The 17331-nt window shown below is 58.6% G+C and carries 16 protein-coding genes; 14 read left to right on the top strand and 2 right to left on the bottom strand.

The annotated features are described in order from the left end of the window. The first annotated feature begins 12 nt into the window (after positions 1-12). Genes KVT38_RS19835 through KVT38_RS19825 form a run of 3 tightly spaced genes read left to right on the top strand, consistent with a single transcriptional unit; the run spans position 13 to position 3026 of the window. On the top strand, positions 13-1467 hold the full coding sequence (locus tag KVT38_RS19835) for a CoA-acylating methylmalonate-semialdehyde dehydrogenase (RefSeq protein WP_217595480.1): 1455 nt from the start codon (positions 13-15) through the stop codon (positions 1465-1467). 20 nt (positions 1468-1487) lie between these two features. Continuing rightward, positions 1488-2240: an SDR family NAD(P)-dependent oxidoreductase gene (locus KVT38_RS19830; protein ID WP_254639360.1), complete on the top strand. Its 753-nt coding sequence runs from the start codon at positions 1488-1490 to the stop codon at positions 2238-2240. A gap of 15 nt (positions 2241-2255) precedes the next feature. Continuing rightward, positions 2256-3026, top strand: coding sequence for an SDR family NAD(P)-dependent oxidoreductase (locus KVT38_RS19825; protein ID WP_217595478.1), 771 nt, complete (start codon positions 2256-2258; stop codon positions 3024-3026). An 85-nt stretch (positions 3027-3111) separates the two neighbouring features. On the opposite strand, the gene KVT38_RS19820 is transcribed toward KVT38_RS19825, so the two are convergent. Further along, positions 3112-3921 carry an AraC family transcriptional regulator gene (locus KVT38_RS19820; protein ID WP_217595477.1) on the bottom strand — a complete coding sequence of 270 codons (810 nt, stop codon included), beginning with the start codon at positions 3919-3921 and terminating at the stop codon, positions 3112-3114. Between the two features lie 212 nt (positions 3922-4133). Here KVT38_RS19820 and KVT38_RS35245 point away from each other — a divergent pair, with 212 nt between their 5' ends. The 10 genes from KVT38_RS35245 (at position 4134) to KVT38_RS19770 (ending at position 14754) form a co-directional block, all read left to right on the top strand. After that, entirely contained in the window at positions 4134-5606 is a 1473-nt protein-coding gene (locus tag KVT38_RS35245; RefSeq protein WP_217595476.1) for a sugar ABC transporter ATP-binding protein, read from the top strand. A 231-nt stretch (positions 5607-5837) separates the two neighbouring features. Continuing rightward, the gene (locus KVT38_RS19810; protein WP_217595475.1) at positions 5838-6668 is read left to right on the top strand and encodes a sugar phosphate isomerase/epimerase family protein; all 831 of its coding nucleotides are present in this window, start codon (positions 5838-5840) and stop codon (positions 6666-6668) included. Between the two features lie 21 nt (positions 6669-6689). Further along, on the top strand, positions 6690-7535 hold the full coding sequence (locus tag KVT38_RS19805) for a sugar phosphate isomerase/epimerase family protein (RefSeq protein ID WP_217595474.1): 846 nt from the start codon (positions 6690-6692) through the stop codon (positions 7533-7535). Further along, entirely contained in the window at positions 7532-8737 is a 1206-nt protein-coding gene (locus tag KVT38_RS19800; RefSeq protein ID WP_217595473.1) for a sugar ABC transporter ATP-binding protein, read from the top strand. Before KVT38_RS19805 ends, KVT38_RS19800 begins: the two co-directional genes overlap by 4 nt. Positions 8738-8740: 3 nt before the next feature. Next, positions 8741-9013 carry a hypothetical protein gene (locus KVT38_RS19795; protein ID WP_217595472.1) on the top strand — a complete coding sequence of 91 codons (273 nt, stop codon included), beginning with the start codon at positions 8741-8743 and terminating at the stop codon, positions 9011-9013. Beyond that, positions 8997-10031, top strand: coding sequence for an ABC transporter permease (locus KVT38_RS19790; protein WP_217595471.1), 1035 nt, complete (start codon positions 8997-8999; stop codon positions 10029-10031). The genes KVT38_RS19795 and KVT38_RS19790 overlap by 17 nt, the downstream gene beginning before the upstream one ends. Before the next feature lie 34 nt (positions 10032-10065). After that, on the top strand, positions 10066-11124 hold the full coding sequence (locus KVT38_RS19785; RefSeq protein ID WP_217595470.1) for a sugar ABC transporter substrate-binding protein: 1059 nt from the start codon (positions 10066-10068) through the stop codon (positions 11122-11124). A 52-nt stretch (positions 11125-11176) separates the two neighbouring features. Next, positions 11177-12220, top strand: a complete 1044-nt coding sequence (locus KVT38_RS19780; protein WP_217595469.1) for a Gfo/Idh/MocA family protein — start codon at positions 11177-11179, stop codon at positions 12218-12220. A gap of 58 nt (positions 12221-12278) precedes the next feature. Then, positions 12279-13451, top strand: coding sequence for a Gfo/Idh/MocA family protein (locus tag KVT38_RS19775; RefSeq protein ID WP_254639359.1), 1173 nt, complete (start codon positions 12279-12281; stop codon positions 13449-13451). 133 nt (positions 13452-13584) lie between these two features. Next, positions 13585-14754 carry an MFS transporter gene (locus KVT38_RS19770; protein WP_217595468.1) on the top strand — a complete coding sequence of 390 codons (1170 nt, stop codon included), beginning with the start codon at positions 13585-13587 and terminating at the stop codon, positions 14752-14754. Positions 14755-14802: 48 nt separating this feature from the next. Here KVT38_RS19770 and KVT38_RS19765 read toward each other — a convergent pair whose 3' ends face one another. Continuing rightward, on the bottom strand, positions 14803-15651 hold the full coding sequence (locus tag KVT38_RS19765) for an AraC family transcriptional regulator (protein WP_217595467.1): 849 nt from the start codon (positions 15649-15651) through the stop codon (positions 14803-14805). Between the two features lie 148 nt (positions 15652-15799). Between KVT38_RS19765 and KVT38_RS19760 the strand changes: the two genes are divergently transcribed. Then, positions 15800-17293 carry an alpha-L-fucosidase gene (locus KVT38_RS19760; RefSeq protein WP_254639358.1) on the top strand — a complete coding sequence of 498 codons (1494 nt, stop codon included), beginning with the start codon at positions 15800-15802 and terminating at the stop codon, positions 17291-17293. Positions 17294-17331 lie beyond the last annotated feature (38 nt).

Here is a 17331-nt window from a genome sequence, read left to right as displayed (position 1 = left end):
GGAGGAATCGATATGACAGCATCTATAACGACGGTACCTAATTTTATTGGGGGGCAATGGACGGTCTCGGCATCGGAGCAATCGGACCCGGTTCCGAATCCGGCAACGGGAGAAGAAGTGGCTCGCGTTCCCTTGTCCACCAAGGACGAACTGGATCAGGCTGTACGGGCGGCAAGCAAGGCTTTCAAAGAGTGGAGCAAAGTCGCGGTTCCCAAGAGAGCGCGGATTCTGTTCAAGTATCAGCAGCTTCTCGTCGATCGTTGGGACGAACTGGCCAAACTTATCACGCTGGAGAACGGCAAGAGCTATGCCGAGGCTTACGGCGAAGTGCAGCGCGGCATCGAGTGCGTGGAGTTCGCGGCCGGGGTGCCGACCTTGATGATGGGCAGTCAGCTGCCGGACATCGCCACGAATATCGAATCCGCGATGTATCATTATCCGATCGGCGTGGTCGGCGGCATTACGCCGTTCAACTTTCCGATGATGGTGCCTTGCTGGATGTTCCCGCTGGCGATCGCTTGCGGCAATACGTTTGTGCTGAAGCCCTCGGAACGTACGCCGCTGCTGGCGAATCGCTTGGCGGAGCTGTTCGGCGAAGCGGGACTGCCGGACGGCGTACTTAATATCGTGCACGGCGCCCACGACGTAGTCAACGGATTGCTGGAGCATCCGGACGTAGCCGCCATCTCGTTCGTCGGCTCCCAGCCGGTAGCGGAGTACGTATACCGGACGGCCGCCGCCCATGGAAAACGAGTCCAGGCACTCGGGGGAGCCAAAAATCATTCCATCGTCATGCCCGATGCGGATTTGGAGCTGGCGGTAAAAGAAATCGTCGGCGCTGCATTCGGCTCGGCGGGAGAACGCTGCATGGCCTGCTCGGTCGTCGTAGCGGTGGGAAGCATTGCCGACGAGCTTGTGAAAAAGCTGGCGGACGCGGCAAGGAACTTGACTGTCGGCGACGGCAGGGACAAAGGAACGTTTCTCGGACCCGTCATCCGCGAAGCACACAAAAAACGAACCGTTCAATATATCGAAGAAGGCGTGCGCGAAGGAGCGACGCTTGTCCTGGACGGCAGGGAGCATGCAGCGAGCGGTCGGTCGGGGTATTTTCTGGGCCCTACGATTTTCGACCATGCCCGCAAAGGGATGAACATATGGAACGATGAAATATTCGCCCCTGTCCTTCAAGTCGTTCGGGCGGTCACCCTTGAGGAAGCGATCGAGCTGGCCAACGCGTCGGATTTTGCCAACGGAGGATGCATTTATACGTACGATGCCAGATCGGTCCGTCAGTTCCGCGAGACGATGGACGCGGGAATGCTGGGGATCAATGTGGGGGTACCGGCGCCCATGGCCTTCTTCCCGTTCTCCGGCTACAAAAAATCGTTCTACGGCGATTTGCATGCCAACGGCAAAGACGGCGTGGCGTTCTATACGCGCAAAAAAATGGTCGTCGCGCGATATTAACGAGGCGGAGGATGCGGACCATGTTTGATTTGACAGGGAAAAAGGCGATCGTCACAGGCGCTAGCCGCGGTTTGGGGTACGGGATGGCCAGAGGTCTGCACGATGCCGGGGCCGAAGTGGTGATATTGGACGTGAGCGACGAAGCGACGGAGGCCGCGCTCAAGTTGAGCGAAAGTGGGCCGACGGCTTTTGCCGTGAGGGGCGACTTGTCGGACCGGGAAGATTTGTTGCGTTCGTTCACGGATGCCGTGGAGCTGCTCGGGGGCCGGCTTGATATCTTGATCAACAACGCCGGCATGCACGATCGCCGATCTTGCCTGGATTTGCCGCTGGAGGCATGGGATCGGGTGATCGAGCTTAACCTCTCTGCCGTTTTTCAGTTGTGCAAATATGCCGGCGAGGTTATGTTGAAGAGAGGCGGAGGCAAAATCATCAACATGGCGTCCATGCTGAGCTTCATCGGCGGCTTCAATGCGACTGCCTATGCGGCGAGCAAAGGCGGCGTAGCGCAGTTAACCAAGTCGCTCTCGAACGAATGGGCCGGCCAGGGCATTCAGGTGAACGCGATCGCTCCCGGATACATGGACACGAGCATGAATAAGGATCTGCATGAGGATTCGGTACGGTATCCTGCCATTACAGCGAGAATTCCGGCCGGCCGCTGGGGCACGCCGGAGGACCTGTCGGGTATCGCCGTGTTTTTGTCCTCGGAGGCATCCAACTATATTACAGGGGCGGTTATACCCGTCGACGGGGGATATTTGGCCCGATAAGAGAGGAGCGTTTCAATGGAAGGACGTCTGAAAGACAAGGTGATTGCCGTTACCGGCGGTACGAAGGGGATCGGCAGAGGGATCGTAGAGATGGCGGTCCGGGAAGGCGCAATGGTGGCGTTCGGCGGAAGGAGCGCTTCCGAAGGCGAAGAGCTGGATTCGCGCCTGTCGGCCGAGTACGGCGATCGAATCTGCTTCGTTCAGGGCAATATCGCGGAATCTGCGACATGCCGGCTATTCATCGAGCGCACAGTCAACCGATTCGGAAGGATAGACGGGCTTGTCAACAATGCCGGTTGGTTCCCCCGGGCGACGCTGCTGGAGACGGACGATGCGCTGTATGACCAGGTGTTCGACGTGAACATGAAAAGCGCTTTTTTCTGCTCCAGGTTCGCGATCGAACACATGCTGAAGTCGGGCGGCGGGTCGATCGTCCATATGGGCTCCACCCACGGGTTCGGGGGAATTGACGACCTCGCTGCCTACGGATGCGCCAAAGGCGCCATGCATACGCTCAACAAGCATATCGCCAGAAACTATGCGGCGCATAAAATCCGGTCTAACTGGGTGACGGTAGGATGGGTGGCTACGGAAGGCGAGGTCGCCAGAGTAGAAAAGAACGGAAGCGGCGCACAGGAACTCGAAGCTCTTGGAAGGTCCGAAGTGCCGAGCGGACGGCTTCAAACGGTGGAAGATATGGCCTACGGCGTCATCTATCTGCTGGCGAACGAGTCTTCGCAAGTCACGGGAACGGATCTTCATATTACCGGCGGGTTTAATATTTAATTTGCCGTGAGGAGGAGGCATATGCGGCGACGAAAATAAATTGATCGCCGCCATGCGCGCGGATGTGCCGGGCCACGACCCCGCCTCAGCTCTTCTTGCGATACTTCCCCGGCGGCATGCCCGTTATTTTTTTGAACATCAGATTAAAATAAATGGCGTTCGGATATCCGATCCTGGAAGCGATTTCACGTATTGTCAAATTAGAGTGCTGAAGCAGCCGCTTGGCTTCCTCGATCCGGCAATGGATCAAGTACTGGATCGGGGAGACGCCCATTTCGTCCTTATAAAGATGGGCCAAGTGATAAGGGCTTACAAACACCAGGTTGGCTAAATCGCTAAGCGTCAGGTCGCGGTTAAAATTTTCCTCGATGTACGCTTTGACCGTCATCGCGGTCGTGGGCGCAGTCTGCCGCTCGGCATGGTACAGCTTGCGCAGCAGAATGACAAATGCGGCCTGCATCAGCAATTGAATAAGATCGCGGGAGCCGTACGACGGGCTCTTGGCTTCGGTGTGGATATCCGTAAAATAGCGGTTGACGGAGCTGAAATCGTGGCCGAGATTCACAACCGGCACCGCCTCCGGAGAGATGACGCAGCCTTGGGGCAATCCTGATAAGGAGACGCCGCCGCAGGCGATGACGATGCCCGTCAACGGAGCTTGGGCGGAGGAGACAAGTTCATAGGTTTTGCCGGGAGCCGGTGCCAGCACATCGCCAGCGGATAGAGAGATGATCATGTCGTCGATCAGACATTCGCCGCGCCCCTCTTGAACGAGGAACAGGTCTGTACGGTCGCCGCTGCCGAGAGGGTTGCTCCACGAAGGCTCGCCGGCGAGGGAGAACGACTGGACGAAGGAGGGATGGCGGACGATATCGGGCATTTCCCCTGCGAACATACGGTCGGCATCCTCCTCCAGCGAACAGCGATCGAACTGAATCGTACGCCTGCGATTATTGTACATATTAAAGTTGTGTGTTTCCGAATTCAAGGATTCCCGATAAGGTTCGCAATAATTTATAATCAATGGACAACAATCGTTATTTTACATCATGCCTATCTTGTATAAACTGAAGTGTATCTTCTGTCCCGCCGAAGCGAGGTGCTTCCGTGCTTTTATTACTCAAAAATGTGACGAAAACATTCTACGGCGTCAAGGTGCTTGACGACATCCGCTTTGAGCTGAAAGCCGGCGAGGTCCACGCACTGATCGGCGAGAATGGGGCCGGAAAGTCTACGCTTGCCCATCTGATCGCGGGTGTCCATCAGCCGGACTCCGGCACATTTATGCTGGAGGACCGCGAGGTGTCGATCGGATCGCCTTATCATGCGAAAAAACTGGGCATCGCAATCGTGCATCAGGAACCCCCGCTATTGCCCGACATGACCGTGGCGGAAAATATATTTTTGTCTCGCCAAGCCGATTTGATGGGCATCTTCACGAACAACCGCAGGCGAAGGAGACAGGCCAAGCAGCTGCTCCGCTCGTTAGGCAGCAGCCTTCATCCCGATACGCTTGTCCGTTATTTGTCCGCCAGCGACAGGTACTTGGTGGCGATCGCGCAGGCCATCTCGCGCAAGCCGAAAATATTGATTATGGACGAGCCCAGCGATTACCTGCCCCACCAGGACCGGGGACGCCTCTTCGATCTGGTGCGGGATTGCAGCTCGCAGGGCATCGGCATCGTTTATATTACCCATCGCCTGAAAGAAATAGCGAATCTGTGCGATCGGATCACCATCCTGCGCGACGGCAAGCATGTGATCACGCGCAGCGTGGAAGGACTGTCCGAGAAACAGACGGCTGCGCTTATGCTCGGGCGGGAGATCGGCAATCTGTTTCCGCCGATCCGCGAGCAGTTCGGCAAGGAGCTGCTGCGCGTCGAGAAGCTGACCAGGTGGCCGGAGCTGCAGGATATCAGCTTCGCGTTGCGTCAGGGCGAGATCGTTGGCGTAGCCGGGATGGCGGGAGCCGGGAGGACGGAGCTCGCCGACACGTTGTTCGGCCAGATGCGCAAGGACCATGGCGCGATATACCGCGACGAGAAGCCGGTCGAAGTCGCCGATCCTTATGATGCAGTGAAGCAGAATCTCGGCTACGTCCGTGAGAACCGCATCGATTCGGGGCTGCTGATGAATATGAGCGTGACGGAAAACCTGTCGATCTCCAGCCTCGACAAGATCAACCGCTACAAGTTCCTGCACAGGGGGGAGGAGCGGGAGCTCGCGCTTGACAAGATCGTCGGGCTGGATATCAAGTTGAACCATCTGAATCAGCAGGTGAAGTATTTGAGCGGCGGCAATCAGCAGAAAGTCATGCTCGGCAGATGGCTCGCCGCGGACAGTGAAGTTTACCTGCTCGACGAACCGACGCAGGGAATCGATGTCGGTGCCAAAGCGGAGCTGTATGTGCAAATACACAACCTGGCGCGCCAGGGCAAAGGGATCCTACTGATCTCGTCGGACATTCAGGAGCTGGTCGGCTTGTGCAATCGGATTCTGGTCATGCGGGGCGGCAAAATTATAGAGAACTGCAAGAGCAGCGAGACGAGCGAGGAGCAAATTGCTGTACTGATCTCCTGATCGTGAACCGAAGTCTGTCCGCTCAGTCGCGCGGACGGGCTTTTTTTAACTAATTGCATTATTTTGCGGAAATGAAAGCGCAATTATTTATAATCGAATCTCAATTTTGCTGAATTGTTTTGTAACCGGTTGCTGAGTAGTATGGAGTCAAGGCAAAGCCGGCCCGTCGATTCCGGAGCGACGCCGCCGTCCGACAGCCCTCAAAATTCACAATCCCGGGAGGAACCTTAAATGTTCAAGTACAGCTTTGACGCTCTCGTCTACCATGGTGAATCCATTGGCGCAAGCGTGCAGCGCTTGTCCAAGTTCGGCTACGATGCCATTGAGCTGGTCGGCGAGCCGGCGCTCTACGATACGAAGGAAGTTCGCCAAGTTGTAAGCGATCACAATATGGCTGTCTCCTCGATATGCTCGATCTACAACGCGGAGCGGGACCTTGCTCATCCAGACCCGGCTAAACGCAAGAAGGCCGTGGAGTACGTCAAACGCATCGCGGACATGTCAGCCGAGGTGGGGGCTCCGGTCATGATCGTCGCACCGGCCGCGAACATGCGGATCAAGGAGCTGGGAGCCGCGTCGGACGAATGGAAGTGGGCGGTCGAAGGCATTCGCGAGGGCGGAGAATACGCCGCATCGCTGAACGTCAATCTCTGCATCGAAGCATGGAACCGCTACGAGACGTACATGCTTAACCGACTGGACCAATGCGTTGCGATGATGAAGGATGTCGACCTGACGAACGTCGGCATTATGGGCGACACCTTCCATATGAACATCGAGGAGACGAACAACGCTGACGCCATCCGCGCCAGCGGCAGCGCGCTTATCCATATTCATCTGGCGGACAGCAACCGCGCGGCGCCGGGCATCGGCCATACGGACTTCCGTCCCGTACTGCAGGCGCTGAAGGATATCGATTATCAAGGCTATCTGACCTTCGAGATTCTCCCGGCGGCGGCCGACCCGTTCGGGGTTATGCAAAAGGGCGGCGGCAAGGAGTTCTTCGACGAATACACGCAGCAATCGATCGCGTTCATTAAAGAAATCGAAAAATCGCTCTAAACCGCAGGAGGAGGAGATCGCATGAAATTCGGCGCAAGCACATTCATCTGGGCATCGCCCTTCTCTCCCGCTACGTTCCATCTGGCGGACAAGGTCAAGGAAATGGGATTCGACGTCCTGGAGATCTGCATTGAGGATCCCGCCACCATTCCGGCGGAGCAGACGCGGGAATATCTGGACAAGCAGGGCGTAGAAGCGCTCGTATGCGGCGCTTTCGGTCCGAACCGGGACATCAGCTCCGAGGATGCCGGCATCCGTGCGGAAGGGCTTGCCTACATCAAGACCTGTGTCGACTTTGCCGTTAAGCTCGGCTCGCCGCTCGTCTCCGGTCCGATGTATTCGGCAACGGGCAAGACGCGGCTGCTGGGTCCGGACGAGAAAAAGCAGCAGTGGGCATGGACGGTCGAGCATCTGAAGATGGCGGCGGACTATGCGGGGCAGCGAGGCGTCAAGCTGGCGATCGAGCCGCTCAACCGCTACGAGACGGATCTGATCAACACGGTCGAGCAGGGGCTGGAGCTGCTGGATAAGGTGGGGCAATCGAACCTCGGCTTTTTGCTGGATACGTTCCACATGAATTTGGAGGAGAAAAACATTGCCGACGCGATCCGGCTGGCCGGCAAGCATATTTTTAACTTCCATACCTGCGAAAACGACCGCGCCATCCCGGGCACCGGTCACATCCCTTGGGAGCAAACGGCCGGGGCGCTGCGGGACGTAAATTATGACGGCTACATCGTGATCGAAGCGTTCACGACCGAGATCAAGGAGATTGCCAGAGCCGTATCCCAGTGGCGGAAGCTGGCGCCGACCCAGGATGCGATCGCCGCGGAGGGCATCGCGTTTCTGAAAAAGGTATTCGCATGATCGAATCGCTGGAAGTCCGCAACGTCGTCAAGCGCTTCTCCGGCGTCACCGCCTTGAAGAACATGCATTTCAAACTGCGCGGCGGTTCGGTTCACTGTCTTGTCGGCGAGAACGGGGCGGGCAAGTCCACCTTGATCAAGATTCTCGCCGGGCACTACATGCCGGACGAAGGCGAGATCGCGCTCGACGGGCAGCCGCTGCGGATCGCCAACCCGCGCGAATCGCAGCGGCTCGGCATCTCGATCATTCACCAGGAGCTGCTGCTCGTGCCGGAGCTGTCCGTCGCCGAGAACATATCGCTCGGCCGGCTGCCGAAGGCCGGCTCCGGACTGATCGACTGGAAGAGCGCGCAGCAAAAGGCGGCAAGCTCGCTCGCCCTGCTGAACGCCGCCATCGATCCGAAATCGAAGGTGGCCGAGCTGTCGACGGGAGAGCAGCAGCTCGTCGAGATCGCGCGTTCTTTGTCCGTCGATACGAAGATTTTAATTCTTGACGAGCCGACGGCTTCGTTGTCCGAGTCCGAGACGTCGAGGCTGCTCAGCATCATCAAGGACCTGAAAAAACGCGGCCTCGCTATATTGTACGTGTCCCACCGGATGGAGGAGGTGTTCGATCTGGCCGACGATATCACGGTCATCCGCGACGGAGCGGTGGTACAATCGGCATCGAAGGAAGAGATGGATCCGGACAAGGTCGTCCGCCTCATGGTGGGACGAGATGTCTCGCTGGAGCGCAAAAACAAAGGCGTTCACGGCCGCAAGGTGCTCGAGGTCAGGGGATTGGGACGTTCCGGGGCGCTCCGGAACGTGAACTTCCACCTCCACGAAGGCGAGATCGTCGGCTTCGCCGGCCTCGTCGGCTCCGGAAGGACGGAGATTGCGCGCTGTCTGTTCGGCGTCGACCGGATCGACGAGGGCGAGATCATTTTGCAAAACGAGACCGTGCGCATTCGCGATCCGCTGGACGCCATTCGCAAAGGCATCGGGCTGGTACCAGAGGACCGGAAAAATCAGGGTCTCGTCCTGCAGGGAAGCGTGAAGAACAATGCAACGCTGTCGGTGCTCGGCCGGCTGCAGCGGTTTGGCTGGATCAAGGGCGGGCAGGAAACGGATCTCGTTCAGAGCTACAAGGAGCAGCTGCGGATCAAGACCCCTTCGATCGACACGCCTGTCTCTTCGCTGAGCGGCGGCAATCAGCAGTAGGTCGTGCTGGCCAGATGGCTGGCCGTCCTGCCCAAGATCCTGGTTCTGGGCGTGCCGACTCGCGGCGTCGACGTCGGCGCGAGGGCGGAGATCCAGTCGCTGATCGAAGAGCTGGTGCGTCAGGGCCTCGCGATTATTCTGATCTCGTCCGACCTGCTTGAGCTGCTGTCCATGAGCGACCGTATCGTCGTCGTCAGGGACGGCAGCACCGTAGCCGAATTGGCCGGACCGGACGCAACCAAAGAAGAGGTGCTTAAGTATGCAACGGGTTCATGAACAAGAGGCGGGAGCCGGATCCGCCCGTGCCGGACAGAAGAGCGGCACATCGAAAATCAGTCAGAAAAGCCTCGGCCGGTATATGGGAAGTCTGGGACTGTTCCTCGTCATTCTCGTATTCGGCATCGTGCTGAGCATCCTGTCGCCTGTCTTCCTGTCGACGACCAACATCGTGAATCTCCTCATTCAATCGACGATTCTGGCCGCGCTTGCCATCGGCTCCACCTTCGTCATTATGACGGGCGGCATCGATCAGTCGGTCGGCTCCGTACTGGCCGTCTCCTCCGCGGTCGGGCTCGGGCTCATCGAGCATCACGGCATGCCGGTCATCGTCGGGGTGCTGGTCAGTCTGATTATCGGTATTGCGTTCGGTATTTTCAACGGCTTTATCATCACCCGGTTTCAGGTGCCGGCTCTGATCGTCACGTTGGCATCCATGGGGATCGGCAGGGGGATCATTTTAATCTACACGAACGGCGCAAATATCTCTCCGGTCCCGGACAGCTACGTCTATCTGGCCAATGGACGGATATTGGGCATTCCCGTCATCCTGCTCCTCGTCGGACTGCTCGCCGTCATCGCCCATATCATTTTGTCCAATACGGTCTACGGCCGCTCGGTCTATGCCAGCGGCGGCAATGAGCTGGCCGCCCGGCTGGCGGGCATCCGCACCAAGCGGGTCATCACAATGACCTACGTTCTGTCGGGACTGATGGCCGCCGTCGCGGGTATTCTGCTCTCGGCGCGTCTCGAGTCGGCCGGTCCGACCGCGGGCAACGGCATCGAGCTGACCGTCATCGCGGCGGTCGTCATCGGAGGCACGAGCTTGTTCGGCGGACAGGGCAACATCCTCGGCACGCTGCTCGGGGTGCTGCTCATCTCCCTCGTATCGAATGCAGTCAACCTGCTCGGCGTTCCGCCGGCTTGGGATCAGCTTGTCAAAGGCGTCGTCATCCTTGTGGCCGCGCTGCTGGACGTGTACCGACGCAAGTATTCCAAGGCGGGCTTATCCAAATAAGCCTGTCCCCTATGCCAAGAGAGGAGCTTTTCCTATGAAAAAATCGTTGGTCAGCACATTATCGATTACGCTGCTCGCAGTCGTCTTATCCGCATGCGGTTCGTCCGGCAACTCCACCAGCAATTCCGCCGGCAATTCCGCCGGCAGCTCCGACAATTCCGCAAGCGCTTCCGCAGCTGCCTCCGGCAGCGCGCAACCCGCAGCCGGCGGCGGCAAGAAAAAAATCGCCGTGCTCCTCTACAGCCGCGGCTTCGAATTCATGGTCGCGCTGGATCAGGGCATTCAGCAGAAGGCGGCGGAGCTGGGCGTAGAGGTGACGGTTCTGGACGGACAGTCCAACAGCCAGACGCAGATCGGCCAGATCGAAGACAACATCGCGAAGAAGGTCGACGCCATCGTCCTCGCTCCGAACAACTCCGACGAGCTCGTTCCGGGCGTCAAAAAAGCGAATCAAGCCGGCATCCCGGTCGTCACCGTGGACAGCGTCGTCTCCGAGGGCGCTGACGTCGTCAGCAGCGTCACCTTCGACAACAAAAAAGCCGGCAAAATGGCGGCGGAGTATATCATCAAGCAACTGCAAAAGGGAACTGTGCTGGAAAATACCGGCGCGCAAGGCGCCTACCATGCCGTGCTCCGCGGTGGCGGCTTCAACGAAGGCATGAAGGCTTCCCCCGACTTCAAGGTCATCTCCAAAAACGCCGACTGGCAAGCGGAGAACGCCCAGAACATCACCGCCGATTCCGTCACGGCCAATCCCGACATCAACGCGATTTTCTCCCATAACGACGATATGATCCGCGGCATTCTCGGCGGACTGCGCCAGATCGGCAAGCTTAAAAACGTAGGCGAAGCCGGGCACATCATGATCGTCGGCACGGACGGCACCCCGGAAGCGCTCGACCGTATCCGCAAGGGTCAGCAGGATGCCACGGTCCAGCAGGATCCGTTCGAGATGGGCGCCGCGGCCGTTCAAGCGGCCGTCGACAAGATCGACGGCAAGGAAGTGACCAAAGAGCAGTATATGCCGGCGACGCTCGTGACGAAGGACAACGTCGACGATCCGAACCTGTGGGGCAACAAGTTTAAGAAATAAACGGGCGGATAGGCCCGAACAACAAGGATAGGCACAAAGGAGAGAAAACCGTATGAAACGGAAAATGATTCAAATCGGCATCGGCGGATGGGGCTGGAGCTGGCAGCAGGTCGTCGTGGACTCCGCCGTATGGGAGCTGGCCGCGATCGTCGATCTGAATGCAGAGCTGCTGGACAAAGCGGCTGCGCAGTTCGGCCTGGACCGGGAGAGGCAATGCTTCTCCTCGCTGGGCGAGGCGCTCGCCGTCGTCCATGCGGATGCGGCACTCGTCATCGTGCCGCCCCAGTTCCACGCTTCCGTCGCGATCGAAGCGATGGAGCGGGGGCTCGATTGCATCGTCGAGAAGCCGCTCGCGCACACGATTCAGGATGCGCGCCGCATCGTCGAGGCGGCCGATCGGCTCGGCCGCAAGCTGATGGTAGGACAGAATTACCGGTTCAAGCGCGCCCCGCAGACCGTCAAGTCCCTGCTCGGCCGCGATCTGATCGGCGAGATCGGCAGCGTCTACATTCAATTTCAGAAGGATCCTGCGTTCACGGGCTTTCGCACCGAGATGGAGGAGCCGCTTATCACCGACATGGCGATCCATCACTTCGATCAGATCCGCGGCATTCTGGGCCTGGAGCCGGTCAAGATCACGGCGGTCAGCTGGAATCCGCGCTGGAGCAGGTTCGCAGGCAATGCGGCGGCCACCGTACTGTTCGAGATGTCGAACGGCGCACGCGTCTCCTATACCGGCAGCTGGGTATCGCGGGGCTGGGAGACGACCTGGGACGGCGATTGGCGCATCCAAGGAGACGGCGGCGAGATCCATTGGGCTGACAACGAAGTGACGGTGAAGCCCCATGACCTGTTCAAGACCGTATTCCAGGAGGGGGCGGTGGAGAAAAGGGGCGCGCTTCAAGCGGACCTGCTCCGTCTTCCTGCCGAGGAACGGCAGGCGACGCTGCTGGAGTTCTCGCTGGCGATCGACGACAATCGCGCGCCGGAGACGTCCGGTGCGGACAATATCAAGAGCATGGCGATGGTCATCGGGGCGGTGCGCTCGGCGGAGCTTGGGCGCCCGGTCACGATCGACGAGATTATGAACGAATAGGAAGACGAGATATCGGAAGAAGCCGGGCCTGACATATGAAAGGGCGGAGGGAATCGGAATGGACAACGGCAAGATGGGCGTCGGCGTGATCGGGACGGGCTTTTCGGCCGACTTCCATATTCAGGCGCTGCTGCGGCTGCCTGAGGTGAAGGTCGTCGCGGTCGCGGGCAGCAGCGAGGCCAAGGCACGGGCGTTGGCTGACAAATACGGCATCCCTGCCGCCTATGGAAGCTATGGCGATCTGATCGCGGACGAGGCGGTGGAGGCCGTCCACAACTGCACGCCGAACGTGCTGCACTTTGCCGTCAACCGGGACGTACTTCTGGCCGGGAAGCATCTGCTGTCCGAGAAGCCGCTGGCGATGAACAGCGCACAATCGGCGGAACTGGCGCGGCTGGCGGAGAACAGCAAGGGCGTGAGCGGCGTCTGCTTCAATTACAGGCACTTCCCGATGGTCGTGCAGGCCCGGTCCATGCTGCGCAGCGGCGAGATCGGCAAGGCGCATCTGGTCCACGGCGGCTACTTCCAGGACTGGCTGCTCTACGATACCGACTACAGCTGGAGGCTGGAGCCCGGGGTGAACGGCGAGTCCCGCGCGATCGCGGATATCGGCTCCCATTGGTGCGATACCGTTCAGTTCGTGTTGAACAGCCGGATCTCGGAGGTGTTCGCCGATCTGAGTACGGTGCATCCCGTGCGGTATAAGCCGAGGCTGGCTGCGGCAACATTCGGACAAGCGGATGACGGCGACCGCGAGGCGTTCGAAGTCGCGACAGAGGACGCGGGCTCCGTGCTGCTCCGCTTCGAGGACGGCACCCGCGGCGTGTTCACCGTCTCCCAGGTCAGTGCGGGCCGCAAGAACCGGCTGCTCTTCGAGATAGCGGCGGCCGAATCCTCCTTGTGCTGGGACCAGGAGAATCCGAACCGGCTCTGGGAAGGCAAGCGCAGCGAGCCCAACCGCGAGCGGATGCGCGATCCCGGCTTGCTGTCTCCGGAAGCCGCCCGGCTGGCGCACTTCCCCGGCGGGCACGAGGAAGGCTGGCCGGATGCGCTGCGCAATCTGATGGCCGACTTCTATCGGGAGGCGATGAGCAAGCGGGAAGCCGGAGAGGCGCACCGTCCCGGACCGGCGTCGTTCGCGACGCTGGCCGACGGACATGGCATCATGAAGGTGATCGACGCCATTCTGGAAAGCCGCCGGACAGGCGCTTGGGTACGGGTGGACGATTAAATGCAAGCCGGGACCGACTTCCGATGCGGATGTCGGTCCCGGCTTGTGGCGATTCAGCGTTGATCTTGCCGGCAGCAAGGCTTATGCTAGAGGCATCTTGTTTAACCTGCCGCAAAGGAAGCGACTTCGACTTATGACAGCATCGGTTCGGCTATCCTATTTCTATCTGTTCTATTTCTTCATTTATATGGGCAACGCGGTATACGGCACTTTTATCCCGCTCTACTTCCGCGATGCGGGGTTTGACGCCTCGCAGATCGGCATCCTGCTTGGCATCGGCCCGCTGGTGGCCATATTTGCGCAGCCGGTATGGGGAACGCTCAGCGACAGGGCCAAGACCAAAAATCATATATTGCTGCTGCTGATCGCCGGGAGCGGAGGCGCGATGCTGCTGTATCCTTTATCCGACGGGTTCGGCTATTTGCTAGGCATGATCAGCATCTTTACTTTTTTCCAGGCCTCGATCTTCGCCCTCAGCGACGCGATCACGCTTGAAGAATTGGATCGGCGCCGCTGGGCGGGCGGATTCAGCCGCATTCGGCTGGCGGGCACGCTCGGATTCGCGCTCATGTCGATCGTGTTCGGCTTGATTGCCGAGAAGCGGGTAGACCTGATGTTTGCGGTCTACGCGATGGTCATGGCCGTATCTTTCGCGTTCGTCCTCCGCTTTCCGTCGGTCGCCGGCCACCAGAAGCAGGGACGTCGCATCCGAATTTGGATCTTGTTTCGCAATCGCAAGCTCGTCTTCTATTTGGCGGTCAATTTCGTTCTTCATATCACGTTGGGCTACTACTATACGTTTTTTCCTTTATATTTTCAGGAATTGGGCGGCAGCAACGCCTGGCTCGGCTGGTCGATGGTTCTGTCGTCGCTGAGCGAGGTACCGTTCCTGCTGCTGGCGGGCAAAATATTTCAGCGGGTACGCATCCACTACATTTTGTTCGGGGCAGGCATCGCGGCGGCGCTGCGGTGGTACTTGTTCTCGGCCATCCATGATCCCTATTGGACGATTCCGGTGCAGGTGCTGCACGGCTTGATCTTTATCGTATTGTCCGTCACGATGGCTACCATGATCAACCGGGAAGTGCCGGATGAACTCAAAGCGAGCGGACAGACGCTAAACGCGCTGCTCTGTCTGGGCATCGCCCGCTTGATCGGGAGCTACGCGGGCGGAGAAGCGAGCGAGATCTGGGGGATGCGCAACGTGTTCCTGTACAATGCGGTGCTCGCGGTCGGTTGCATTGCCGTGTTCGCGGTTTTGTTCCGCCGCATGGAGCGCCGTTCGATGACGCAATCAACGTAAATCTCTCGCGCGGCATGCGCCGATGCCTGTCGCGCGCTCACCAATCAATCAGACAAGCTTACGCCCTGCGAGCATCTTAAAATGCGTCGGGGACAGACCGGTCGTCGACTTGAACAGCTTGGACAAGTAGGAGGTATCGGGAATGCCCGTCCGCTCGCCGATCTCGGATAGCGTGAGATCGGTAGAGGTGAGCAGCCGCTTTACGCTGTCGATTCGTTTGCGGTTGATATATTGGATCGGCGTCGTGCCGAGGTGCTTTTTGAACAGCCGAATAAAGGAATTGGGATGCATATGCGTCAAATCCGCCAGCTCCTGCACCGTAATGTTCCGCTGAAAATGATCGTCGATGTAGGTCAGCACGGCGCGGAGGAGGTCGGAGGTTTCGGCGTGCGCGTGCTGGATGTCGATCGGAACGGACCGGTCGAGAAAGTATCCGATGAGCCGGAGCAGACAGGCGTTCATATGCAGCGACGAGGACAGCGTATCGGCCTGGTGGAACCGGAGCATCTCTTTGAACAGATCGGCAGGCAGGCCGTCCTTTTCTTGCACGTCGATCATCCAGGGGAGACGAATCAGGTCGAACAAGTTGATCGTTCCGATTTTCGCCGTAAAGTGGCACCAGTATTTCGTATAGGGCTTGTCGTTAATGGCCGAGTACGATTGCCGGACGCCTTCAGGCATGAGGGCCAGCTGGCCCGGCTTCGGATAAAGCTCCAGGTCGCCGATCTTAAGCCACCCTTCTCCGTCCGTAATAAAGTAAAACTTGTTATAGTCCGGCGTATAATCGATGTCGCGCCAATCGGACCAGACCGGATTAAACCCTAACGCGGTCACGTTGACCTGCAAATTGGAAAGGTACATCTGCAGAAGTCGCTTACGGGAGCGTTCGTTCATCATGTTTTTCACCTGCAAGGATGGTTAGTTTTATACAAGCAACGGTTAGGTTTGTATCTTCTTCAGCATAGCATACCGGTGCTACCATGGGTCTGTCTCCATTTAAAACGGGACTGTCTCCGTATGAATCGGACAACCGGAGGTGCTTTTGTTGAAAGCAGATTATAAGAACGGACCGTTCCAACCGACCTTTGATTCGTTAAGAACCTTTGAATGCCCGGCATGGTTCAGGGATGCGAAGCTTGGCATCTGGTCCCATTGGGGACCGCAGTCCGTGCCGATGTTCGGCGACTGGTACGCCCGTAATATGTATATCGAAAATACGGACCAATATCGCCACCACGCCCGCGTGTACGGACATCCTTCCGAATTCGGCTACAAGGACATCGTTCAGCGCTGGAAGGCCGAAAGGTTCGATCCGGACGCCTTAATGGAGCTGTATGCGGCAGCGGGCGCCAAGTACTTCGTCGCGCAGGCCATGCACCATGACAACTTCTTTAATTACGACTCCAAATTGCATAAGTGGAATGCGGCGCAGGCGGGACCGCAGAAGGACATCGTAGCTCTGTGGAGAGCCGCGGCTTTAAAGAAAGGCTTGCCTTTCGGTCTGACCGAGCATATGGGAGCGACCTTCAGCTGGTTTGCGCCGAACAAAGGCAGCGATAAAGCGGGACCGTACGCGGGCGTTCCGTATGACGGCAACGACCCGGCTTACGAAGATTTGTATTTGCCCAACCGGGAGCACTACGGCCCGGACAAAGGCATGCACGACCTTGAGCCCTGGTATACGACGAACGAAAGCTGGCGCCGGCATTGGCTGGCGGTCATGAAAGAGCTGATCGATCGATATGAGCCGGATCTGCTCTACTCCGACGGCGCCTTGCCCTTCGGGAGAATCGAGGAGAGCGCGACGGAGTCGGACGCGGCGGCAGCGTTCGAGGCCGGGCGGGAGGCGGTCGCTTACTTGTACAACAAGAGCGCAAGCCTGCACGGCGGAGTCAACCAGGCGGTATACAATCAGAAGGATCGGCGACAGAGCGTCTATGCCATCGGCATTCTGGATATCGAGCGCAGCCAGGAGAGCGACATCAAGCCCGAGCCCTGGCAGACGGACACCTGCGTCGGCGGTTGGTTCTATGACGTGCGCGCGGTATATAAGACGCCGGCGCATGTCATTGAAATTTTGGTGGACATCGTCTCCAAAAACGGCAATCTGCTGCTCAACATTCCGCAGAAGCCGGACGGCACGCTGGACGACGAGTGCACTTACCTGCTCCGGGAAATGGCCGCCTGGAAAAGCGTCAACGAGGAGGCCGTCTATGAAACGCGCCCGTTTCGCGTATTCGGCGAGGGGCCTTCAAGCGTCGTGATCGACCACTTCAAGGAAGATGCCGTCGATTGGACGCCGGCGGATTTCCGGTTTACGCGGCGCGGCAACATGCTTTATGCCTTCCAGATGCGCTGGCCGGCAGACGGAATCGCGATGATACGCACGTTGACGGAAGCGGATCGGGTCAAGTCGGTCAAGCTGCTCGGCGCCGGCGAAGTCCCGTTTGAGCAGCCTTACGGAGCGTTGATCGTGCGCCTGCCCGACCGGCGGCCGACGCCGTACGTCCATGCGCTTGCCGTCGAGCTCGAGGATTAGGGAGCGACAGTCGGCACGGACGGCCGACCGATCGTCGC

It is taken from the genome of Cohnella sp. GbtcB17 (genome assembly GCF_019091135.1).
Taxonomy (GTDB): Bacteria; Bacillota; Bacilli; order Paenibacillales; family Paenibacillaceae; genus Cohnella.
Note: the sequence above shows the minus strand (reverse complement) of the source record. Positions and strands in the feature narration are given on the sequence as shown.